Consider the following 24,566-nt stretch of genomic DNA (forward strand, 5'->3'; position numbering starts at 1 on the left):
AATATTACCTTAATTATATCAAATCCTATACTATTTTTCATTTGTTTTTTGTTCTATTTTTATAATGTATATTCATATAAAAATATCTCTCTGTCAGAATAAGTCTCCACTATAATATTCTTACCAAAGATATTTCCGATTGGTTCTGTAGGGAATAAAATTCATTATTTCTCGGTAGATTATTTAATTATTTAACATGCTTGAAATCATATTCACCTGCATTGTAAGATTTCACCAATTCTTCACTGGACTTAAATCTACTATCCATGTATACTTTAGAATATAATATTTGCCGGCACTTCGGCAGATGTCCACTTGAAAGGAGAGAGTGTATGGAGATACCTTATAAGATTTATTTGGAAGAAAATGAGATGCCAAAATATTGGTACAATGTAAGAGCTGATATGAAGAATAAGCCTGCTCCGCTTTTAAACCCCGGAACACATAAACCTGTGACCTATGAAGAGCTGTCACATGTATTCTGTGACGAGCTTGTTAAGCAGGAGCTTGATGATACCACTGCTTATTTTGAGATACCTGAGGCAATCAGATCTTTTTACAGAATGTACAGACCTGCTCCACTTGTAAGAGCATACTGTCTGGAAGAAAAGCTTGGCACACCTGCAAAGATTTATTACAAATTTGAGGGAAACAATACCAGCGGAAGCCATAAGTTAAACTCAGCCATAGCTCAAGCCTACTACGCTAAAGAGCAGGGACTTAAAGGTGTTACTACAGAAACCGGTGCAGGACAATGGGGTACGGCGCTTTCTATGGCATGTGCATACTTTGGACTTGACTGTAAGGTATATATGGTTAAGGTATCCTATGAGCAGAAGCCTTTCAGACGTGAGGTTATGAGAACATACGGTGCTACCGTCACACCTTCACCGTCTATGGAAACTGAAGTGGGAAGAAGAATCTTAGAAAGACATCCGGGCACCACAGGAAGTCTTGGATGTGCTATATCGGAGGCTGTAGAAAAGGCCACAACTACTGAGGGATACAGATATGTTCTCGGCAGCGTATTAAACCAGGTTTTATTACATCAATCAATTATCGGACTTGAGACTAAGGCCGCACTTGATAAGTATAATATCAAGCCTGATATTATCATAGGCTGTGCAGGTGGCGGTTCAAACCTTGGCGGTCTTATATCTCCTTTCATGGGCGAGAAGCTTAGGGGTGAAAGTGATGTAAGAATCATAGCTATAGAGCCTGCATCATGTCCAAGCTTTACAAGAGGAACATTTGCCTATGACTTCTGTGATACGGGTATGATGACTCCGCTTGCAAAGATGTACACATTGGGAAGTGATTTTATTCCTTCACCAAGCCATGCCGGCGGTCTCAGATATCATGGAATGAGTTCTACTCTCTCACAACTTTATCATGACGGTTATATGGAGGCTGCTTCAGTAAACCAGACGGATGTATTTAAGGCTGCAGAATATTTTGCAAGAACTGAGGGTATTCTACCTGCTCCTGAGAGCTCACATGCTATCTATGCAGCTATTGAAGAAGCTAAGAAATGTAAAGAGAGCGGTGAAGAAAAGACTATAGTATTCGGACTTACAGGTACAGGCTACTTTGATATGGTTGCTTATGAGAAATTCCATGACGGGAAGATGGATGACAGTGTTCCGACAGATGAGGAACTCAAAAAATATGCGGCTATGCTGCCAAAGGTAGAGTAAAAATAAGAGCTTTATTCCATAATACAAACGCTACAAGTATTATGAAATAAAGCTCATTACATTTATGCCTCTATTTTATTTATTCTCTATCAAATAATATATCGCACCGACAAGGCCGGCATCATTACCAAGTTTTGCAGGAACTATTTCAAGTCCTTCCAAGAATCTTGGCATTACCTTTTCATGTACCTTTTTACTTAAGGCTTCTATAAACTCTTTTCTGCCGCTTACTCCGCCGCCTATAATAACCCGTTCAGGATTAAAGATATGAACAAGCGAAATGATTCCAAGTGAAATATCATCCACCCAATTATCAACCGCCTGCTTTAACAGACTGTTTTCATGTAAGGCATCAAATATCTTTCTACCGTTGATATTTTCTTCAAAGTCTTTCGGAAAAGCTGTCGGATTTTCCTTTTGCAGTTTTGAGACACTCCTTACAAGCGCTGTTGTGGATGCATATCTTTCAAGACAACCTACATTTCCGCATGAACAGCTCTCACCGCTTCCATGTATCACTATATGTCCTATCTCTCCTGCCAGTCCTCTTTTTCCAAGCAGGATCTTATCATCAACTATAATACCTCCACCGACTCCGGTGCCGATGGTTATAGCAACGATATTTTTATATCCTCTTCCTGCTCCTATCCATTTTTCACCAAGGGCTGCACTGTTTGCATCATTTATAACTATAGTTTTGACAGAATATCTCTTTTCAAAGCTTTCCTTTATCTTTGATCCTACCCAGTTCTTTATATGTCCCGCACTTCCGATAACTTCACCTTTTTCGGAATCTATCTGACCTGTAGCGGATACACCTATACCCGATATTTCACTGAAAGCAAGTCCGCTTGAAGCCACAAAATACTCCGTTTTTTCCAAAACAGTCTTAAGTATCGGAGTTTCATATCCGTCAAATGAAACCGAGAACTCATCCTTGTGAAGTATGTTGCCGTTCTCATCAACCAGGCCGAACTTTGCTGCGGTTCCACCTATATCAATTCCCAAATACACTTTATTCATCATAAAAATTTCTTTTTAGCATCAGCTATCATCTTAGCCGCTGATTTTGCAATCTCTTTATCAGCATCTGTCAATGCAACCAAAGGTTTTCTTACGCTACCGATATCAAGTCCCTCATTAATTCTAAGAACTTCCTTTATCATAGCATACATATTTCCATATCCTGAAGTAAGAGCCGCTATAATGTCATTTACGCAGTACTGAATCTCATTTGCTCTCTTCATATCGCCTGCCTCTATACACTCATCCATTGCAAGGAAAAGCTCAGGCATTGCTCCATATGTTCCACCGATACCTGCTTTTGCGCCTATTACTCTACCTGAAACAAACTGCTCATCCGGACCGTTAAATACGATATAATCATCACCACCGTCTCTTACAAAGCCTTGAATATCAAATACAGGCATAGAAGAATTCTTTACACCTATAACATTTTTATTCTCTCTCATCTTTGCATAGAGACCTCTGCTTAAAGCCACTCCTGCAAGCTGTGGGATATTGTATATAATAAAATCTGTATTCGGTGCGGCACTGCTGTAATCATTCCAATACTGTGCAATGGCATACTCGGGAAGCTTAAAATAAATAGGCGGAATCGCAGCAATTGCATCTACTTTAAGACTCTTGGCATGAGCTGCAAGCTCCATACCGTCCTTGGTATTATTACATGCTATATGGTTAATTATTGTGAGATCACCCTTAGCCTTCATTACATTCTCAAGAACAACTTTTCTGTCTTCAACGCTCTGATAAATACATTCACCCGAAGAACCGTTTACATATACACCTCTGACCTTTTTATCCACAAAGTACTCTGTAAGAGCTCTTACTCTCTCAGGACTGATCTCCACGTTATCATCATAACATGCATAAAATGCCGGAATGACTCCCTTGTACTTATCTAAATTTCTCATAATGCCTCCTTAGTGTAGAGATAATACCAAGAGGGTCAAATATCTTTGACCCTCATCATATAATTATAAGCTTAGAATATCACTCATTGAATAGTTTTTCAATAAAAATAATCATTTTGAAATTATTTTCTAATCTTTCTATGCTTTATTATTTTTATAAATTCAATCCTATGACTTTACTGCCATTTATTTCCCCACTCACTCTCCTTAAAACCTACCAAAGCAAAATCATCTCCCAAAACTATAGGTCTTTTTATGAGCATTCCGTTTTCTGCAAGCAATTTAAGCTTTTCTTCATCACTCATAGTATCCATTTTTTCTTTGATATTCAGCTCTCTGTAGAGCATACCGCTTGTATTAAAAAGCTTCTTTATAGGAAGGCCTGAATACTCCAAAACCTTCTTTAACTCTTCCACACTTGGAGTCTCCTCCACAATATTCTTTTCCGTAAACTCCACATTTTTATCTCTTAGCCACTTTCTTGCCTTCACACAAGTTGAACATTTCGGATAATGAAATACTAACATAAAATCTCCTTTATCATTTAATACTTTATTATTTTGCAGACAAAAGCTCTATTATAGCTCCTCTCACAAATTCATTTTCACAGACACTGTAAATTTCACCCATTACTTCACCTGCATTTTGGGAATTATACTTTCGTACTACCTCCATTACCTTTGTCTTTAAATCATATTCTATCTGTGCCTTATTTAGAATGTCAAACACTTTGTTTTGTATGCTCTTATGCAAGCTGTAGACCAAGTCCTTCACTTCAATCTCCAGTGTGGATGTTGTGGAAATTTCAGGCAATCTTATAATCAAAGCATTTTTATTTTCATCATATTCCGTACATAAAGATGTTACAGAGTCTTTATCTGATAAAATATTGAGTTCGCTCTCATTTCCTATACCGTAGAAATGTAAATTATATTTTCTTTTTTCTCTTGTTGCATTTTTATTTCCTAAAACCTGATGAATCTTAAATATATGCTTATCATCCTCGTCAATCAGCTCATACTTTGTATAAGCCCAGTCAGACTCTACATAAGTCTTATACTCCTTTTCGTCCTCTGCAAGGATAAACTCTCCCGACTTACCTATGAAAATATTCAAATCAAGCTCTGTCGGATTTTTAATATCATTTGTACTTACATTTGCATCAAGAGGCAAGATACTTCCCTCTCTTGCAAATACGGCGATATCTTCCAGATTTCTGTAGATTTCAAGTTCACGATTTCCTCTATACCTTACTCCGGTAAAGATATCAAACCATTCACCCTCCGGAAGCCATATCTTGGTCTTTGCCAATCCGCTCTCTGCATCAATTTTTCTTGTCACAGGACATACTATCAGATCCTCTCCGAAATAATACTCATTTTTATAATTATAAACCTTATCATTTGCAGGCTCATAGTAATAAAGTGGCAGTATCAAAGGCAGTTTATTTACATTTGCTCTTTTATTCATGGTATAAAGATATGGTATCAGTCTGTGACGAAGTCTCAAATATCTTTTAACTATTCTTTCGGCAATCTGATTGTACTTCCAAGGCTCTTTTCCGGAAAATTCATTGCAGGTACTGTGCAATCTCATTATCGGTGAGAATACTCCAAGTTGTACCCATCTGACAAACATCTCATCATCTCTTATACCGTTCATATGTCCGCCTATATCATGACTCCACCATGCATATCCGATGTTTGATGCTGTAGCTGTAAAGTACGGCTGAAAATCAAGACTTTCCCATGTGATAATGGTATCTCCCGAAAAACCTATAGGATATTTATGGCTTCCCACTCCTGCATATCTTGAAAGTATAAGACCTCTTCCACGGTCTTCTCTCTCTGAATCCTTATAGTGAAAGTAGTTTAAAAGCCATAGAGGATCAAGTCCCTTATGTCCTGAATTTTCCCCCTGTTGCCAGTCTATCCACCAGTAATCGACTCCCTGCTTTTCAAGTGGATGATGAACATGTTTAAAGTATCCTTCTCTGAATTTATCATCGGCAATATCAAAAAGTACAGGTTCTTCCTTTTTAATATCTACACCCATAAATTCTCCCATATCCTTATAGCAATCTTCATATGCCCTTATACCGTCTGCCGGATGTACATTCAGTAGGACCTTATATCCTCTTGTATGCAGTTCACTTAGAAAATCTTTTGGACTTGGGAAAAGCTCCTTATTCCATGTATAACCTGTCCATCCTGTACCGAATCTGCCCTCCACATCCGTAATATGCCAATCCATATCAATAACCGCCACACTGAACGGAATATCTTCACTGTCAAATCTGTCCATCAAGTCCAGATATGACTTTTGAGTGTATTTATAATATCTGCTCCACCAGTTACCAAGAGTGAATCTTGGAAGCAGAGGAAGTTCTCCGCTGAGAGTGTAAAAGTCTTTAAGCGCTGTCAAATAGTCAAGGCCGTAACCAAAGAAATACAGATCTGTTGCTTCTTCATCCTCCCTCAGCTTAAATCCGTCTTTCGTTATAAGCATGGAACTGCTGTCATCCACCACAGACCACATCTGCCTTGAAATAATTCCCTCTCCAAGTTCTGTTTCTCCGTCTATGGCATCAAGTGTTCTTGTTGTTCCTTTTAAACTCTCATTCTTATCTCCATAATGCCATACACTTGAAGTTGTTCCGTAGTTACCGCTCACATTGATCCTTAGGCCTTCGCCTGAGAATTCTTTTTTATCATATATTACTCTTAGATAATCTGTAACTATAACCAGTTTGTCTTCACTGTCTAAAACATCAAACTTTACTTTCGGGAACTTTCTGTTTGTAACAGCCGCCGTCTCTTCATCAACAAATATATTTTTTTTACTGTATTCAAGCCTTATAAGTCTGTCAGTAAGAATACTTATACGATAATTATTTCCTTTAATTATTGAAGCCTCTGCCGCCTTTGTACTTAACATTTTTCTCTCTTTCTATATACAATACTTTTGCAAATCTTCAAAGCTTTCCAAACTGTAACTCACATCACCGAGTTTTTTTGCATCCCCTATTCCTGCAACCTGCATTCCTGCTCTTATTGCCCCCTCTACTCCCGAAGCTGCATCTTCAACAACCAGACATTCATTTGGTAAAAGTTTCAGTCCGATCCCCGCTTTTTCAAACACTTCCTTATCTGGCTTTGAATATTTTATATCATTTCCGTCTATTATAATATCAAAAAAATCAATAAGATTTAACTTTGAAAGTATAAGCTTTGCATTTTTACTTGATGAAGCTATTGCCGTCTTATATCCCCTTTGTTTTAAAATATCTAAAGTGTCTTTAACTTTTTTATCAAGGTCTTTCTCACTCATCTCATTTAAAAGTTTTTTATACAGCTCATTTTTTTTATTTGCAAACTCTTCTTTTTCCTTGTTGCTGTACTTTTTATCAGACCTTTCAAGTATTATTTCCAGACTCTCCATACGGCTTACTCCCCTGAGTCTGTTATTTATTTCTTCATCAAAATATATACCCAAACCGTCTGCCATGTTTTTCCAAGCCATATAGTGATACCTGTCTGTATGGCATATTACTCCGTCAAGGTCGAATATTATACCTTTATATTTTCTATCCATTACTGTAACCCCCCCTTTACTTAATAAGGAGCTTCTCTCCTTTTACATAAATCACTATGCTGTTTAATTTAAAGTTATTATACTGAATAATCTATAAAAATAAAAAGAGTAAATTTCTTAAACTTACTCTTTTATTATTTATTTTCCTCAATCCTTTGCTACCGGATACTCATTACAAAGCAATCTGTAAGGCTCTTCATCCTCTTCTATCTTTGGGAATCTGCCTATATCTTCATAGAATCTGTTATCTATATTGTCATCATTACATTGGGAAACTTCACCTATAAGCACACTTCCGCTTCCCGGCTCCACATGGAACTCATGGTATTGATGCGGCCATATGGTGATACTCTCTCCCGGCAAAAGCTTTACAAGGCTTCCCGCTTTTACATAGTATGATCTTCCGTCTGAGTTTATAAGTACATCGGAGTCGGCAAGTCCGCCCTTACCGTCATCATTATATACTTTTATAAGAAGTGTACCGCCACCTCTGTTTATAATATCCTCCGATTTAAACCAATGGAAATGCATAGGTGCCATCATATCGTCTCTTAAGAATAAAAGCTTCTCCGCATATACCTTTTTATACTTCTCATTGTTCCTGTTCCCGTTTCTGAGTGTAATAAGCCCGAAACCTACCTTATCAAAATCTCCGAGTCCGAAGTCTGTGATATCCCATCCAAGCATATTATCTCTTATTTCATCATATTCATGCCCCTTGTTTTCCCAATCCTTTGGAGTCCAGTTGCAAAACGGCGGCAGATTAAAGCCGTTCTCCCTTATAAGCTCCTCCATCTCTCTTATGATGCTGTTAATTTGTGATCTTTTCATTCCTTTCCCCTTTCTTGTAACAAATATTTGCTCATTTGTCTTTGCAATATTCTAAGTGTATTTTCTATATCATCTCCCAGATTCAGCTTTGAAATTTTTGAATCCGCCAGAGATATCGCTCCTTCATAACCGCTGAATTTCGGTTTTGCAATACCGTTTTCAAGTATATGGCATATCAGTTTGGAATCTATGATATCTTCATCTTCTTTAAATATATTCTCCGACTCCTTACTTTCCATTACTTCCTTAAGCACCGATGCTACGGGCATCTCATTATACAATGTCTGCTGTATTTCAGTATCATAGGTGAGTGTTTTTAAGAATTCCCATGCCAGTTTCTTCTTATTTGACCTTGAACTTATTGCAATATCAAGACTGTCTATCATACTTACATTATTACCCGAATTACCTGCCGGCATAGGTATGCAATCCCATGCAAAGCCGGTGTATTTTTTTATCTTGTAAGGATATGACTTATAAGTCCTGTATTCGGCAAGTGACATCTGACTGAAAGCTACCTTTCCGCTGTCAAACTGCTCCTTGGTTATATTCTTATTTCCGTTTAATGATTCCAGGCTCTTTACAAATCTTATTGACTCTGCAAACTTCTCCTGATTGAAATATGACTTCTTTCCGTCTTTTGAAAAAAGTACAACATTATTTGAAAGTGCCGCATTTATCCAGTCATATTTGTATATTCCAAAGTAATCCGGACTGCCGTCAATGTCCCTGTCCAAAGTTATCATTCTGCACATTCTGTAAAAATCATCAAATGTGTAGTCATTGCCCGGTATGTCAACATGCAATTTTTCAAGCAGTGTACGATTTACAAACATAAGAGTCGGCATGGCTTCATACGGAAGTGCATATCTATGTCCCGAAAAAACTCCCGAGTTTGCAATTTCAGTATAATATTTGTCTATATCAAAGTCTTTGTCTTCCATCACATATCTGTCCAGATTTTCTATAAGTCCGAGATTTATATAATTTTCAAAATCCTCGTCCAGTACCATAAATATATCTGGCATTTTATCCTTCAATATTCTCTCAGACATCCATTCGCTGTAGTCATCTTTTTGTATTCCGCCGATATATTTTATCTTTACACCTTTATGTTCATTCTCAAACTTCTCTATCGCTTTGTCAATAACGGAATAGCTTTCCTGTACGGCAACATCCCAATTACTGCCGTTAAACATGGCAAATTCTATTACTGTTTCTTTAGGTCTGCATATATAAAAAAATATGCCGAGTATTGCCGCAAAAAGAATTGTACCCACAAAAAGTTTACTTTTCTTTCTCACAGTTCACCTCTGCCTATTGCCCATATGGCAAGCTGTGTTCTGTCACGAAGTTCAAGTTTATCAAGGACAGTTGATAAATAATTTCTTACCGTACCTTCTGAAAAACTCAAATCCTTTGCAATTTCTTTATTACTCTTTCCCTTTGCCACCTCTTCTATTATGGTCCATTCATTCTTTGTAAGAGTTTTTACATTCTCGGAATCTACATGTATGGTTTCATTGTTTACAGCCAGCTTTGAGAAAAACTTTAAAACCTTTGAAGCAATATCAGGATTTATCATTGCCTGTCCCTGATATACCGTATTTATCGCCTCTACCAGGCTGTCCATACTTATACCTTTTAAAAGATAACCGCTGGCTCCGTATTTTAAAGCATTAAAAACATATTCATCATCATCAAATGTGGTGAGTATAATAATCTTTATATCCGGATAACCTTCTTTTATAATCTTTGTACATGACACTCCGTCAAGTCTCGGCATTCTTATATCCAGAAGTATTATATCGGGTTTATTTTCTCTGACACTCCTTATTACCTCAAGTCCGTCAGACACGGCATCCGTTACCTCTATGTCAGGTTTACTGTCAAGGATTATCTTTAAGCTTTCTCTTATCAGCTCCTGATCATCTGCAATTAAAACTTTAATCATATTCCTCTCCCCATCTTATCGGTATCATAGCTTCCACCTTAAAGCCCTCTTCACTGCTGAAATTTACCTGGCCTTTTAACATATTTACTCTTTCTCTGATATGCCTGAGTCCAAATCCCGCCTCTATTTTTTCACAACCTATTCCGTCATCACATATCAAAAGATTGATGCTTCCAAAGTTTTTCTTAATTGATACATCTATATTTTTTGCCCTTCCATGCCTTATAGCATTTGTAAGACTTTCCTGTACTATCCTGTATATGGCCATCTCTTCGTCTTCATCAAACTTCAGATTAATAATATCACAATCAAGGTTTATATTTACACCTGCAACCCTTTTTGTATTCTCTACAAGTTCTTCTATAGCACTTTTAAGATTAAGTCTTTCAGGTGCATCCGGTCTTAATGAGCTGACACTCATTCTGATATCTTTTATACCGTTTCTGCTTACCTTTGAGAGCAGATTCAGCTGATTTCTCAGAGCCGGTTTATCATCTCCTGCCAATGCTATACAGGCATCTATACCTGCCGCAAGCCCTGTAAGAGTATGCCCCAAAGTATCGTGAATTTCTCTGGCAATACGGTTTCTTTCTCTGATCTCTGCAAGCCTTGCATTATCCATCAAAGACTTCTCAAGTTCTTCATTTGTCCTTTGCAAATCTGTATTTGCTATCTCAAGTCTTTTATTCAGCTCCAGATTTTTCTCTATTATCTCTTCCTTGCTTACTATTATAATTATACAGCATAATATAAAACATACCACAGTCATAAGATTTAGAGCATTATAGATAAAGTATATTAATGTCTGTATACTTTGACTGCATACCTCTATGTAAGATGAGATATCATACACATTTATAAAGAGCTTCACCAACTCATGAGTTGTTAAAAGATAGCTTATCATCGCAATAACAACTACCATGGGCATATATTTATTTCTTTTTAAATACATCAGTGCGTTTGCAAAAGTCCAAAGCAGTATTCCGTTATAATTAAAATTTAAAAGTATGATACATATTAATCCAAGTATAAATTCCAATGCGAAAGTTGCAAATATAATACCGGTATCATTTATGATATTGCCGTTTCTAATGCAGAAAGTTATTACAAAGCATACCGATGATATAACTGTAAATGTGAATATATACAAAGTATTGCCCGGTACATTTACCGCATTTGATAAAAACAGCTTTGCCTCATGTATACTTACCACTCTTTGTGTAACTATCCATATAAAGCCTGAAATCAAAATAACTGCCGCAAGAGATATGACCAGCATTATTTCCTGTATTGTATTTATTTTAAAATTTCCTATACTTTTCATCTTATTGCCACTTCGATATATCAAATCTTGTTAAATTTCCTGCGTTAATCAAGTCGACATTTATGCTTATGTCGGATTCTATTTCTTTTCCGTTTAGATAATCATACGCCGCTTTAGCCGCTTCCTTACCCATATATATAGGATGCTGTGCTACAGTGGCTGTAAAAAGCCCCTGCCTTATCAGCTCCTTCGCATCCGGGGATCCGTCAACTCCGTAGATTAAAACTTTCTTTTCGCTCTTCTCTCTAAGCGCCGCAACTGCACCGATTGCTGTAGGATCGTTCAGCCCGAATATAACATCAAAATCTTTATCATTATTTTCAATATAATCAATAACAGCATGATTTACAGTTTCAATCTCACTTACTCCGTCTATTTCCTCTACAATCTCATACTTTTGATTATCCTTTATAGTGTCAATAAATCCCTGCCTTCTTTGTATCATGGATAAAGCTATAAGATTCTCAACAATAAGTATCTTTGCACCTTCAGGCTTTTTTCTTATCAAGTCCTGTGCCAAGAGTACTCCGGCTTCATAATTATCCGATTGTATTGCACTTATTACACCGATTCTGTTATCAACATCGGTATCAATTAAAATTACCGGAACACCTCTTTTTTTGCATTCAAGCAATGCACTTTCTATTCCGCTCTTGTCCACGGCATTTACAAACAGAAAATCAATTCCTTCATTTAACATATCCATTATTTGAGCATTTTGTCTTTCCTGACTTTGCGCCGGATCTCTTGTTATAAGTATATCACCGTTTGCTTCAATAGTGTCTCTTATATTCTCATTGAGTACATTAAAGTAAGGATTATTCATTGTCATAAATGTCGATCCGAAAACAATTTTCTTATCGGCAGTTTTCAATTTAAGTAAAACTACCGATAAACACAATAAAAAAACATATGCTAAGAGCATATAAAATGCCCTTAGCCTGTTTTTGTCTATTTTTTTCATTATTTACTCTTTTTTAAATTTCTAATATAGTCGATAAATACTGCAAGTAATATTACAATACCCTTTACAACAGTCTGCCAGAAAGAGTTTACATTCATAAGGTTAAGTCCGTTACTTAAAATTCCTATGATAAGGGCACCTACCAATGTACCTCCAAGCTTTCCATATCCACCTGACATTGATGTACCACCTACTACTACCGCAGCTATGGCATCCATCTCGGCGCCGTCACCTGCTGTAGGCTGTCCGGAATACATACGTGAAGCTAAGATAACTCCTGCAAGACCTGCCATAAGTCCTGAATAAGTATACACCATGAATTTTACTTTTGAAACACTTATGCCTGAAAACTTTGCCGCAAGTGTGTTTCCACCAACTGCATATATATATCTACCGATTTTTGTTCTGTTCATTATAAGAACCGATATTATAAATATGATAATCATTATAATAACAGGTACAGGAAAAATACCGATATATCCGGCACCAAGCCACTGCCATTCTTTGGATACCACTCTTACCGGTGAACCTCCTGTATAAACACCTGCAAGACCTCTTGCAATATTCATTGTTGCCAGAGTCACGATAAATGGCGGGATCGTTGTTCTTGAAATAACAAAACCGTTAAATGCACCTATTACTATTCCGATAATTACTCCGATAAACATAGCAAGGTAAATATTCATGCCGTATCTGGATACACATCCTGCGGCAAATACGCCTGAAAGTGCTATTACGGAACCTACCGACAAGTCAATACCGCCAAGTATGATTACCATAGTCATTCCACATGCAAGAAGCATATTTGTGGATATCTGTCTAAGTACATTGAAAACATTCTTTGTTGTGGGGAATGAACTGCTTGTAGCAGGAAATACCGTAAGGAATGTTGCCAGCACCAGCAATGCGATTATGATTCCCATATTCTCTTTGAAAAAATTTAACGCCTTTAAATTATTCGCTTTTTTCACTTTTTACCTCCATCATATAGCTGCCAATGCCATAATACTCTCTTGTGATATTTCTTCATGATCTATACAGCCTCTTATTGTTCCTGCCGCCATAACATATACTCTGTCGCTCATGTTGATTATTTCCGGCAATTCCGAGGATATCATAATGATTGAAACACCCTGCTTTACCAAATCATTCATTATTCTGTATATCTCTGATTTTGCTCCTACATCTATTCCTCTTGTAGGCTCATCCATAATAAGGATTTTAGGATTTGTGGCAAGCCATCTTCCAATCATTACTTTTTGCTGATTTCCACCTGAAAGATTTCCGATCACCTGTTCCTGTGAAGGTGTCTTGGTCGCCATCATATCTATATATTCTTGAGTTATCTCAGCCTCTTTTTTTGAGTTTACATTCAGATTTTTTATAAACTTATCAAGGACTTCAATAGTGGTATTGTATTTTATATCCTGAAGTAAATAAAGCCCCTGTTCTTTTCTGCTCTCCGGTACAAGAGCAAGGCCGTTTTTTATCGCATCTTTTGGATCTTTTATATTTACCTTTTTTCCCTCAATGTATATATCTCCGGAAACATCCTTTGACAGTCCGAATATCGCCTGCATAGCCTCGCTTCTTCCTGCTCCGACAAGCCCTGCAAAACCTATTATCTCACCTTTCTTTAACTCAAAGCTGACATCTTTTACCCTATCGCCATCTTTTAAATTCTCTACTTTAAGTATAACCTCCTTTGACGGCATAAAATCCCTTACATAGTAGTTTGTCAAAGTCCTTCCAACCATCATGGCGATGAGCTCATCCTTATTGGTCTCCTTTACGACCTTTGTTCCTACATATTCGCCGTCTCTCATTACAGTCACTCTGTCACATATTTCTTCAAGTTCGCTCATCTTATGTGATATGTAGATTATTCCTACACCCTTCTTTGTCAGATCCCTCATGATGTTGAAAAGATTTTCAACCTCTCTGTCACTTATGGAAGATGTCGGCTCATCCATAACCAGTATCTTTGCATTTACCGATACCGCCTTTGTTATTTCCACCATCTGCTGCTTAGCTATAGGAAGATTCATAACAAGTTCTCTTGCATCTATATCCATGCCCAAATCATCCAGAATCTTTTGAGCATCTTTTTCCATTTTTGAAATATTTACAGTAAATCCTTTTCCTGATTCTCTACCCAAATATATATTTTCCGCCACTGTCATATACGGCACCAAAACAAGTTCTTGATGTATTATCGCAATATTGTTTTTTGAGGCATCGTGAACCGACTCAATCGATACTTTCTTGCCTTCGATCTCTATCTCTCCCTCATCAAGGCTGTATATTCCACCAAGCACTTTTATAAGAGTTGATTTTCCGGCACCATTTTCTCCCAACAGTGCATGCACTTCCCCGGACTTTAACTCGAGGTTTACTTTATCTAAGGCCTTAACTCCCGGAAAACTCTTAGATATGTTTTTCATTTTCAATAAAATATTGTCTGCCACTGTTTCACCTGCTCTTATTTTCTAAATAAGGCATCCCTTGGGATGCCTTAAATTGTGTTATTTAATAGTAGTTTCGTTAAATACCGCTAAAGATTACTGCCAGCCGTCTGTTCCGTACTTTGCTACATTGTCTGATGTGATAAGGAATGTTTCTACAGGATATCTCTCTTCAACCTGCTTTCCTTCTACATAATCATACATAATCTTAACTGCCTTCTCTGCGATAGAAACAGGAGATTGAGCACCGGTACCCTCTATTAAAGAATTACCTGATGCAAGCTCCGACTTTATGTCAGGTGAACCGTCAACACCGTAAATCATACAATTCTTGATGCCTGCCGCATTTGCCGCTGCCAAAGCTCCTAGAGCTGTAGGATCGTTTCCACCGAAGATTGCAACAACATCAGGATTTGACTGTAAAAGATCCTCTGCAATACCCATTGCTACCTGAAGATTTCCCTTTGCATCCTGCTGTGCTACAACTTCAAATCCATGATCTTTTATAGCATCCATAAAACCGTTTGTTCTGTCTACAACAGACTGCATAGTAGGTGAGTCAAGAACTATAATCTTTCCTCCGTTAGGTGCCTTCTTAACAAGGTCCTCTCCAACCACTTTTCCTGCATTGTAGTTATCTGATCCTGTGTATGATACAAGATATGACATATCGCCTACTTCAGTATCAAATCCCACCATAGGAACTCCTGCATCCTTTGCAAGATCAAGTGCAGGTATAATACCCTGTGCATCCACCGGATTCATAAACAATCCGTCAAGATTTTGTGAAAGCATATCTTCAACCTGTGAAATCTGCTTTGTAACATCATTTCCCGGATCTGTTACTATAAGTTCGTCACCGTTTGCCTCTACCATTTCCTTGATTTTATCCTGAATGGTAACGAAGAACGGGTTTGTTCCGTCCATACATGTGTATCCGAACTTATAATGCTTCTTTTCTCCGCTTTGACTTTCACCGCTCTGTGCTGTTGTAGCAGCCTCTTTGCTCTCTCCCTCGGATGCGGCCTTTTTCTCTCCGCCACCACAAGCTACCAAACTACCTGCCATTACAAATGCCAATGCACCTGCCATTAATTTTCTTCTCATAAGACCTCCTTTTAATGCCCTCAGGCTGATGATGTAATAATATCAATAAAAGTTATTTCACATAATTGTTTTTTGTAACGGGTATCATATGACAATTGTCATATACTATTTTTCATTCTTAAATACTCTTATAGCATCCCTATAAGTCTGCTTCATACTCTCTCTTGCAGTAACAAATACATCATGTGAATACAGATTTCCGCTTGTCTCCTCGGCCATTTTTCTTATCGCATCTCCTGCAAATTTTGCCGCATAGGTATAGAAGTTTATCTTTCTTACTCCACGGTCAATACATCTTCTGAAGTCTTCATCACTTATGCCGGATCCTCCATGCATTACAACAGGAACTCCTGTCAGTTCTCTGATATTTTCTATTCTTTCAAAATCAAGCTTGGGTTCACTCTTGTATATTCCATGTACCGTTCCGAATGAGGCCGCCAGTGCATCTATACCTGTTTCCTCTACAAAGATTTTTGCAAGCTCCGGATCCGTATAGGCGCCCATAACATTCTCTTCTGCACCTTCAGCTCCCATAGCACCAAGCTCAGCCTCTATACTTGCACCGTATTCATCTGCAAGGGCCGCCGCATATCTTGTATTTGCCACATTTTCTTTAAAAGGCAATGCGGATCCGTCATACATTATTCCTGTAAATCCAAGATCCAGTGCAGTCTTTATCTCAGAAAAATTATCACCATGATCCAGATGTACACATACAGGTACCTTTGCCTCATCGGCAAGCATTACCATTATTTTCCCAATCTTTTCAAGCGGTACGTATTTTCCATGTGCGGCATTGGCAAACTGCAATATTACAGGTGCATTTTCCTCTTCTGCAGCCTCTATTACAGCCATTATCCCCTCAAGTGAAGTTGCATTAAATGCAGCCACAGCCATATTTTTACTTTCCGCTATATCCAAAATATTCCTAAGTGTTATTAACATAATCTTACTCCTTTATAAAATCCTGAGTTTCCCAGTTGTTTTTTATCTTTTCTTCAAGTTCCTTTATCTCAATTAAACCGCTATAAGTATCGTATTCCGTAATACACATCGCACCTGTACCTGCCGCTACCTCTATAGCGGATTTTGGAGAATATTCATTTACTATTCCGTAAATAAATGCCGCTATAGCAGTATCTCCTGCTCCTATTGCAGATTTTATCCTGTCAGGTTTAAAGCTCTTTTGAAAATATTTAAAGCTGTCCCATTCTCTGCCAAGTCCAAGCTTTTTTGAAACATCATCTGCTGTACAAAGATACATACCTGCCGCACCGCATTTTATAAGCAAAATTGAAACTCCAAATTCCATGATTCTTTTTGCAAGCGGCAACACATCCTTTTCAAGGCTTAAGCACATACACACATCTTCTTCTCCCGCTCTTTCCAAAAGATCTTCATATGCTTCTTCATCCGTCATACATAAAAGTTCTTCAAAACTCGGCTCAAATACATCCACATAGGGAAGTACCTGCTTTAGGATTTCTTTCCAATCAAGTTTTCCGGCATCACCCTCAGGGTCTATGGCGGCAACATCAAGACTTGTGATAAGTCCGGCTTCCTTTATACTCTTATACATTTCTATAAGATCTTTTGCATTGTTTTTATAAAATCCGGCCATCAATGTGGGATAACCGAAGTGGAAGAAATAAGCGTTTTTTATTTTTTCCATATTTAAATCTGAAAATTTAAAGGTATCGTTTGTTCCGGGGAAATGTAAGAAACTTCTGTCAAAGCCCGGTGGTGATAATACTATAGTATATGAAGTATCTTCCCCCACAGCCTTTATAAAGTTTGTTTTTGCTCCCTTATCTTCACATTTTTCTATTATCTGACGACCGAACTCATCATCTCCGACCTTGGCAATAAGATCAACATTTGCTCCGAATTTGTGCAATGCCATACCTGTATTGTTTACAGCTCCGCCATTTGCCACTGTCGCCCTGCCCACATTTATAAGTTTTCCGGGTTTTAAAAGCTTGCCGAAGTTTTTCCCTTTTGTATCATATATTTGAGGTGTAATATCATAGGATATATGGCCTGCAACTATTATTTTTCTGTCCATATTGCCCCCTTTCAAAAATAATTTACTAAAATTTGCAAAAAAATAATAGTTACATTAGTCATTCTTTTTGACTGATATAACTATTATCCTTATTAAAGTTTATTCCAAATAAATTTCCACATCGCCCATAACAAAACTGCGGTTATTACAGTTATAATTATCCATCCACCCTCTACTTTTGCCAGAGGCAGATCAACATTCATACCGAAAAATCCGGATATAACTGTAGGTATTGTCATAAGAAGTGACCATATGGTCATAATACGCATTGTTTCATTCAACTTTATATTTATCAGGTTATTGTACATACCGCTCATCTGCTCCACTATGCTTGTCGCCATCTCGGCCATATCACTTGCCTGCTTTGCCTCTATGTACGCATCTTCCAGCTCTTCTTTTTCCGCTTCATTACATTTTTTAATTGCCGAAGTTATCCTCATCTGTCTTATTGCAACAACATTCTGTCTTGTTGCGGCACCAAGATAGATAAGACCTACCTCAAGGTCTGACAGATCCCAGATTCCCTTATCATTTGTGTTCATTCTGAGTCTTCTGTTAAGATGTAATCTCTCTTCATTCAGCTTATCCAGTATCGGTAAAAATGAATCCGATATAACAAAAAGGCTTAAAAACAAAAGCATCATAGGACTGCTTGCTTCTTCAGCCTGTATATACTTTTCAATAAGCGGAACTATATAGTTCGTATCATAGGTAACGAACATAAATATACTCTCTGAATCTACAAAAAACTTTATTGACCTTGTCTCATAATGTCCGTTATTTTGTGTAAATGCCGGCACATGTATTACCACAAGCAGATTTTTTCCGTCATATTCCACTCTCGCCCTTTCATTTGAGTCAAGAACATATTCAGCCATTTCCTCTGTCAAATCAAATTTTGTTTCCAAAGTCTCCACATCGGCAATATTACTGACATCTACGACTCTCCAATAATACTTCTTTCCCTCTTCTCCCAAATATAACTGCATCTATTAAACCTCTGAATGTATTAACCTTTTCTATTTGTATTCCTTATACCATTTATCATCAACTGTAATATATTTTATCTTTTCAATAAGTAATTGTTCTATATTGGCATTGGTCTCTTCCACAAGCTTCTTTTGAAGTCTTTCGCAAGTCTCCTTTTCAAATATCAGACTTATGGTCACCATCTCATCAAATATTGTATCTTCTATAACTATATTTTCACTGTCTGCTATATACTTTATCTTTCCGTAAAAATCATATCCGAATTTATACTGTACTCTAAAACCGTCTCCGATCTCTCCTGTTTTAGTATTGGCAAGCGCCTCTATAACCGCTCCCTGATATGCACGTATAAGTCCGCCCACACCAAGTAAAGTGCCTCCGAAATATCTAGTAACCACTGCCACTATATCAAAATAACCTTGATTTTCCAGTACTTCCATCATAGGCATTCCGGCACTTCTTTGCGGTTCACCGTCGTCCGAACATTTTTTCTTATTTCCTTCTTCTCCTATGATATATGCATAGCAATTATGCCTCGCATCATAGTACTTTTTCTTTATTTTATCTATAAATTCAAGAGCCTCTTCTTCAGAGCTTACCATAGCAATATTTGCTATAAATCTTGATTTCTTTTCTACAATCTCGGCTTCATTATTTTCCAGAATGATTTTCATAGACCTACTCTCCTGTTTCACCAAGGTATTATAACAAATGTTTGATGAAATAAAAAGGTTGACTCTAGAACACCTTCATCTTTAATACTATTTCTACACCTTCTTTTATTGCTTCATCATATGTCATCTTCTCATACAACAGCTTATTTGTTATATTATTGTAATCAGATTCAAATATTCTTTTCTCTATTATTCTTTCAAGTATCTGTGGTATATCATTTTCTATTTGTGCTGATGGATTATTCTTTGAAAGCATTCTATCTCTTCTGACATTTCCAATTAACTCATAAAACCTATTATCAAACTTTATATTTGGAATTATTTTTGCGATATCATATAGATGTCTTGAATGTCTATTTACATTACCTAGAAGCGTATAGTCACAGACTGCAAAGATTTTATCAATGAATGTTCTATTTAAGTCCTGTACATGTATTGTACAATTTAGTTTTTTTGTCTCATTTATTTCTATTTTTCTTCTTTCACAAAACTTTCCTATTATTGAACTGACTTTAAGAAATTCTGTAGGATAAGATGTTTGGTAAAAGCTTGTTTCTACTATAATTTCCGGCGGAATATTACTAAACAGAGACTCATACTCAAAAACATATTTATTATAACTGTATCCCGACATAATATCTTTTTCATTAGTAAGAACAAGCCCAATACTTTTTGCTATATGGTTTACAATATAACTTGCTGACTTTTTTTCCGACTCTGTTATCTTTCTGCTCATAGATAAATCTATATCTTCTGAAAACCTGTTTATCAAATCATATACTTTTGATAGCGAGGTTCCTCCCTTAAAGACGAATGGCAGTTCACTGTAGGACAGTTTTAAAAGAAATATGGACTGTATAGTATCCTTCTCAACCATTTGTACACTCCTATTTTCTTCGGTTGCAACAATCTTTATAATTTCAGCCCACCTTTCCTTTTGATTCTCATACCAATTCACTCATCACACCCCCTTCATATATATTTCTATAAACTTTATCCGGATAAAACGGCAAATATTCTTTTACCATTTTAAAGTCTACATTATTTATATCTACAAACTTTTTTATTTTTCTAATCTTTTCATCGTCTGAAATCTCACAATACTTATCTATTTCAGACATCAAATCTAAAAATTGTAATGACGCCCTATTCTCTTCATTAACCTCTCTAACCGGTCTATATATAATTAAAGTATTCCCATCAACTTCCTGTCTCCTATATCCGGTAGTTGCCTCATTACTACATATCTCATAGCATGAGGGATTTTGTGTAGTAAATCCATATTGGTTAGCAAGCTGAAGACCTTTTATATAGCCTTTTGTTTCCTGATTTGTCTGAATGTACTTTTTTTCTATATATTTATCTATAGAAATTCTTCCTTTAGTCCCTAATATAGTTGTATATGGTAAATAGTATACACCATTATATAATCTTTCCAAATTACCGTTATCCACAAGCTTCTTAATTTGCTGTCTAAGATAATCTTTAGACTTTCCCGGTAATTCACTAAAGAAAATAGGTTCTCCATATTCAAATTTTTCTAAAATATAGTTATATATCATATTCAACCACCTAATATATTTGAACAAATTATTTTCATTTTTATTATACATTGAACTTGAATTAAAATCAAATTAAAAAGCCTCCGGGTTAAAAAACCCGAAAGCTCTTAAACTTACTATATTGAAAGTACCATATCCACCTGACGTGAAAAAGATACTCCTGTTTTACACCAAAGTGCAAAGTGCTCACAATTGTTTCTGGTAAAATTGTAGGCTCTTTCTCCAAGCCTTGATTTTGCCCTCTCTATAGTCTCCTCCGGTGAAAACAGCTTATACTTTGCTTTAAATAAAAAATCAAATATGCCGGTCTGTTCTCTCGGATTTTTATCAAAGTTTGTACTGCTCCTGAGTTTCCTTGGCGGACCGCCCGTCTTTGGAAAATGAAGTACAAAATAATCCTGTGACCCTTCGGTAAATTCCTTTAAATCAGTCTCGTATATGCTGACATTCCTTCCAAAATCCTTGGTTTTGTCCGCATAGTGAATAACTTTACCGTCTCCTATATAAATACCGTAGTGATCATATAATGCTCTGGATACTCCAATCACATCTCCGGGCTTTAGGAAACTGCCTGAAACCAACCTTTCAAATTTCTCTTCCATAGCACTCATTGTACCGGTAGCTTTTCTTATATTATTTTTATCAAGAATCCTTGCATGACCGTCAAGAAGACTATACTGCAATCTATAGCCCATTTCTTCTTTTTTATCTCTCCAAAAATGTTGCTTACCGTAAATTTTCTCTTCTCTGTTCGGTCTGTCACCACCGGTTCCCATCAACATCTTACCGGCAATCAAAAGTGCTAATAACATATCCACTCCAAGTAATATATAACATTTACCAAGTTAGGCTTTGCTAAGTTAGGTAATACTAATATATATTACATATGTGGATTTTTCAAGTGGAAATTACTTTTCCGAAGATTTCAGCCGGAATATATGCTCTTATACTGATTCCTTCGTCAATATATTCTTCACTGAGAATTTCACCGAATTTTCTGACAATTGCTATTTTACCGGCATCCTTATACTGGAATACATGCTCAAGATAAACTCTTTGCTTTTGTAAAATATCTTCAACAGTCTTTTTTAAATCCTCTATACCCTCTCCGGTCTTTGCCGACATCTTTAAAACTTTATCTGCGTGGAAATCTCTTGGAAGCTCCATATTCTCTTCCATCAAATCTGTCTTATTAAATACTGTAATTATGTCCTTATCAACCACATCAAGGCTCTTTAGTGTATCGTATACCACCAACATCTGTGATGATGCCTCTTCATTTGAAGCATCCACCATATGTATCAGAAGATTTGCATACTTTGCCTCTTCCAGAGTGGATTTGAATGCTTCTATAAGGTGATGCGGAAGTTTTCTTATAAAACCTACAGTATCTGTTACCAGTATTTCCTGACCGCTTCCAAGTTTTAACTTTCTGGTAGTGGGGTCAAGAGTTGCAAAGAGCTTGTCCTCTGCCAAAATATTTGCATCTGTGAGCTTATTGAGCAAAGTGGATTTTCCGGCATTGGTATATCCCACTATTGCCACATTAAAGGCAAGATTTTCATCTCTGGATTTTCTTATCAGATCTCTATGGCTTTCAACCTTTTTGAGCTCCGCTTTCAACTGAGAAATTCTCTCATGAATAAGTCTTCTATCCATCTCAAGCTTCTTCTCTCCCGGACCTCTGGTACCGATACCGCCACCAAGTCTTGAAAGACTGCTTCTAAGTCCTACCAGTCTTGCAGAAGAAAATTTTAACTGTGCCAATTCTACCTGAATCTTTCCTTCACTTGTTGTTGCTCTCTTTGCGAATATATCCAGGATGACCATTGTTCTGTCCATTACCTTGGTGTCTAAAAGATCCTCAAGATTTCTCAGCTGTGCAGGTGTAAGCTCATCATCGCATACCACTCCGGTAGCTCCAAGTTCTATAACTCTGTCTTTGACTTCCTCTATCTTACCCTTACCTATGTAGGTGCCGGGATGCATCCTTTCTCTGGATTGTATAATACTGTCAAGAACTGTTGCACCTGCAGTATCCACAAGCTCTGCCAGTTCTTTCATGGATTCCTTTGTATCATCACCCACATCAACTCCCAGCAAAACTACCTTTTCAACTATTTCTTTTGTTTCATATGTACTCATATACTACCTATCTGATTCTGGACTTTAAAAAAGCCACCTCATGAGAAACCTCTTCATCCTCGCCGTATTTTTCAATATATGCATTGAAACATTCCAAAGCCTTATTATAATCGCTCATATATTCATAGCATGATCCTTTTGAAAACATCAAAGACTTTAAGGTCTCATCATCATGTGCATTTAAAGTCTTATTTTCCAAAAGTGCCATACCTTCTTCCACAGCTTCAAGTGCCTTGTCATAATCTTCTCTCTTTGACAAATGCTTTGCATAAACAGCCAGCACTTTGGCGCTCTTTCTATTGGTTTCTTTTAACTGTTTTTCTAAAAACTCTTCCGCCTTATCAAGATATGATGAATCTGAACTCTTATCATACATATCCTCATAATACCGTACTATACTGATACCGGCATTGATATGTAATTCACCTCTGTCATCCAGACTCTGTGCCTTATCATACATTGCTACGGCATCTGCTATATCTATATCCATATCTACATTGCTGAGTTTAGTATATATGATAGCCAGCATATCCAAGTATTCCGTTCTTTCTTCATCTGCAGATATAAGAAGTCTGTATGTATGCTCTGCAGCCTTGTAATCTCCGGCTTTATACTCGGCTTCCGCTCTGTATCTGAGTATATCTATTTCAAGACCTCTGATATTTTTGCTTCCATGTACGCCTATAGCCTTATCAAAGACTTCTACAGCTTGTGCATATTTACCTTCTTCAAGTAGGGCCTTGCCGCTTTCAAAGTATTTCTTTTCATTTACGCCACAGCCGCTTAGTAAAACAAGAGATAATATGCCTAATGCAAATATATTTTTAATTTTTCCCTGTACTGCCAAAGCCACCTCTGTCTACTCCATCCAATTTATTCACTTCTTCAAATTCAAATGCATCCTGATGCTTTATTATTCTAAACTGGCATATTCTGTCATTTACTTCTATAACAGTATCTCTCACTGCCAATGCCGGAAATCTCCATTCATCATTGTCACCGCAGTATGACTCATCGATAACTCCCATTGAGTTGGTCTGTAAGATTCCGAAGTTTTTGAAAGTGGAACTTCTGGGTACCACCAATGCTTCATATCCAAGCGGCAATTCCATTCCCACTCCAAGTCTGATAAGCTTGTAATCTCCCGACTTCATCTCAACTCTTTCAGCGGCTCTTAAATCTATCCAGTCACTTTTTCCATCTATGAATTTCAGTTTTTCAATCTCTTCACTGAAATATTTTATCTTTATCTTCATA

At 37.0% G+C, this 24,566-nt stretch carries 24 protein-coding genes; 1 reads left to right on the plus strand and 23 read right to left on the minus strand.

The features are described 5' to 3' along the window. Positions 1-332 precede the first annotated feature (332 nt). Complete coding sequence (locus tag SBH76_RS09160; RefSeq protein ID WP_317977567.1) at positions 333-1,697, plus strand: TrpB-like pyridoxal phosphate-dependent enzyme; 1,365 nt, start codon at positions 333-335, stop codon at positions 1,695-1,697. A gap of 75 nt (positions 1,698-1,772) precedes the next feature. Here SBH76_RS09160 and SBH76_RS09165 read toward each other — a convergent pair whose 3' ends face one another. The 23 genes from SBH76_RS09165 to SBH76_RS09275 all read right to left on the minus strand — a co-directional run bounded on the left by SBH76_RS09165 (position 1,773) and on the right by SBH76_RS09275 (position 24,565). Further along, positions 1,773-2,723 carry an ROK family protein gene (locus tag SBH76_RS09165; protein ID WP_317977568.1) on the minus strand — a complete coding sequence of 317 codons (951 nt, stop codon included), beginning with the start codon at positions 2,721-2,723 and terminating at the stop codon, positions 1,773-1,775. Then, entirely contained in the window at positions 2,720-3,634 is a 915-nt protein-coding gene (locus SBH76_RS09170) for a dihydrodipicolinate synthase family protein (protein ID WP_317977569.1), read from the minus strand. Before SBH76_RS09170 ends, SBH76_RS09165 begins: the two co-directional genes overlap by 4 nt. Positions 3,635-3,810: 176 nt before the next feature. After that, positions 3,811-4,161 carry an arsenate reductase family protein gene (locus tag SBH76_RS09175; RefSeq protein WP_317977570.1) on the minus strand — a complete coding sequence of 117 codons (351 nt, stop codon included), beginning with the start codon at positions 4,159-4,161 and terminating at the stop codon, positions 3,811-3,813. 28 nt (positions 4,162-4,189) lie between these two features. Next, positions 4,190-6,571 (minus strand): glycoside hydrolase family 31 protein, encoded by a 2,382-nt coding sequence (locus tag SBH76_RS09180; protein ID WP_317977571.1) that lies wholly within the window; start codon positions 6,569-6,571, stop codon positions 4,190-4,192. Positions 6,572-6,583: 12 nt separating this feature from the next. After that, positions 6,584-7,228, minus strand: a complete 645-nt coding sequence (pgmB, locus tag SBH76_RS09185; protein ID WP_317977572.1) for a beta-phosphoglucomutase — start codon at positions 7,226-7,228, stop codon at positions 6,584-6,586. 147 nt (positions 7,229-7,375) lie between these two features. Next, positions 7,376-8,059 carry a D-lyxose/D-mannose family sugar isomerase gene (locus SBH76_RS09190; RefSeq protein ID WP_317977573.1) on the minus strand — a complete coding sequence of 228 codons (684 nt, stop codon included), beginning with the start codon at positions 8,057-8,059 and terminating at the stop codon, positions 7,376-7,378. Then, positions 8,056-9,363: an ABC transporter substrate-binding protein gene (locus SBH76_RS09195; protein WP_317977574.1), complete on the minus strand. Its 1,308-nt coding sequence runs from the start codon at positions 9,361-9,363 to the stop codon at positions 8,056-8,058. The genes SBH76_RS09190 and SBH76_RS09195 overlap by 4 nt, the downstream gene beginning before the upstream one ends. Further along, a complete protein-coding gene (locus SBH76_RS09200) occupies positions 9,360-10,013 on the minus strand; it encodes a response regulator transcription factor (RefSeq protein ID WP_317977575.1) in 654 nt (217 codons plus the stop codon). The genes SBH76_RS09195 and SBH76_RS09200 overlap by 4 nt, the downstream gene beginning before the upstream one ends. Further along, positions 10,006-11,337 carry a sensor histidine kinase gene (locus tag SBH76_RS09205; protein WP_317977576.1) on the minus strand — a complete coding sequence of 444 codons (1,332 nt, stop codon included), beginning with the start codon at positions 11,335-11,337 and terminating at the stop codon, positions 10,006-10,008. Before SBH76_RS09205 ends, SBH76_RS09200 begins: the two co-directional genes overlap by 8 nt. A 1-nt stretch (position 11,338) precedes the next feature. Further along, positions 11,339-12,301 (minus strand): sugar ABC transporter substrate-binding protein, encoded by a 963-nt coding sequence (locus SBH76_RS09210; protein ID WP_317977577.1) that lies wholly within the window; start codon positions 12,299-12,301, stop codon positions 11,339-11,341. After that, positions 12,301-13,272, minus strand: coding sequence for an ABC transporter permease (locus SBH76_RS09215; RefSeq protein WP_317977578.1), 972 nt, complete (start codon positions 13,270-13,272; stop codon positions 12,301-12,303). Before SBH76_RS09215 ends, SBH76_RS09210 begins: the two co-directional genes overlap by 1 nt. A gap of 12 nt (positions 13,273-13,284) precedes the next feature. Next, on the minus strand, positions 13,285-14,769 hold the full coding sequence (locus SBH76_RS09220) for a sugar ABC transporter ATP-binding protein (RefSeq protein WP_290647477.1): 1,485 nt from the start codon (positions 14,767-14,769) through the stop codon (positions 13,285-13,287). A 93-nt stretch (positions 14,770-14,862) separates the two neighbouring features. Next, positions 14,863-15,873: a sugar ABC transporter substrate-binding protein gene (locus SBH76_RS09225; protein ID WP_317977579.1), complete on the minus strand. Its 1,011-nt coding sequence runs from the start codon at positions 15,871-15,873 to the stop codon at positions 14,863-14,865. A 105-nt stretch (positions 15,874-15,978) separates the two neighbouring features. After that, positions 15,979-16,818, minus strand: coding sequence for a class II fructose-bisphosphate aldolase (locus SBH76_RS09230; protein WP_290647478.1), 840 nt, complete (start codon positions 16,816-16,818; stop codon positions 15,979-15,981). Positions 16,819-16,822: 4 nt separating this feature from the next. Continuing rightward, complete coding sequence (locus tag SBH76_RS09235; RefSeq protein WP_317977580.1) at positions 16,823-17,938, minus strand: carbohydrate kinase family protein; 1,116 nt, start codon at positions 17,936-17,938, stop codon at positions 16,823-16,825. A gap of 92 nt (positions 17,939-18,030) precedes the next feature. Next, entirely contained in the window at positions 18,031-18,927 is an 897-nt protein-coding gene (locus tag SBH76_RS09240) for a magnesium transporter CorA family protein (protein ID WP_317977581.1), read from the minus strand. 30 nt (positions 18,928-18,957) lie between these two features. After that, on the minus strand, positions 18,958-19,602 hold the full coding sequence (locus SBH76_RS09245) for a YigZ family protein (RefSeq protein ID WP_290647481.1): 645 nt from the start codon (positions 19,600-19,602) through the stop codon (positions 18,958-18,960). Between the two features lie 64 nt (positions 19,603-19,666). After that, positions 19,667-20,560 carry a nucleotidyl transferase AbiEii/AbiGii toxin family protein gene (locus tag SBH76_RS09250; RefSeq protein ID WP_317977582.1) on the minus strand — a complete coding sequence of 298 codons (894 nt, stop codon included), beginning with the start codon at positions 20,558-20,560 and terminating at the stop codon, positions 19,667-19,669. Further along, the gene (locus SBH76_RS09255) at positions 20,547-21,164 is read right to left on the minus strand and encodes a hypothetical protein (protein WP_314757954.1); all 618 of its coding nucleotides are present in this window, start codon (positions 21,162-21,164) and stop codon (positions 20,547-20,549) included. Before SBH76_RS09255 ends, SBH76_RS09250 begins: the two co-directional genes overlap by 14 nt. 116 nt (positions 21,165-21,280) lie before the next feature. After that, complete coding sequence (locus SBH76_RS09260; RefSeq protein WP_009663295.1) at positions 21,281-21,976, minus strand: lecithin retinol acyltransferase family protein; 696 nt, start codon at positions 21,974-21,976, stop codon at positions 21,281-21,283. A gap of 85 nt (positions 21,977-22,061) precedes the next feature. Beyond that, positions 22,062-23,309 (minus strand): GTPase HflX, encoded by a 1,248-nt coding sequence (gene hflX / locus SBH76_RS09265; RefSeq protein WP_317977583.1) that lies wholly within the window; start codon positions 23,307-23,309, stop codon positions 22,062-22,064. Positions 23,310-23,316: 7 nt separating this feature from the next. Next, entirely contained in the window at positions 23,317-24,162 is an 846-nt protein-coding gene (locus tag SBH76_RS09270; protein ID WP_317977584.1) for a tetratricopeptide repeat protein, read from the minus strand. Beyond that, on the minus strand, positions 24,134-24,565 hold the full coding sequence (locus tag SBH76_RS09275; RefSeq protein ID WP_317977585.1) for a dUTP diphosphatase: 432 nt from the start codon (positions 24,563-24,565) through the stop codon (positions 24,134-24,136). The genes SBH76_RS09270 and SBH76_RS09275 overlap by 29 nt, the downstream gene beginning before the upstream one ends. Position 24,566 lies beyond the last annotated feature (1 nt).

This window comes from Lachnoanaerobaculum sanguinis, from assembly GCF_033242365.1.
Classification (GTDB): domain Bacteria; phylum Bacillota; class Clostridia; order Lachnospirales; family Lachnospiraceae; genus Lachnoanaerobaculum; species Lachnoanaerobaculum sanguinis.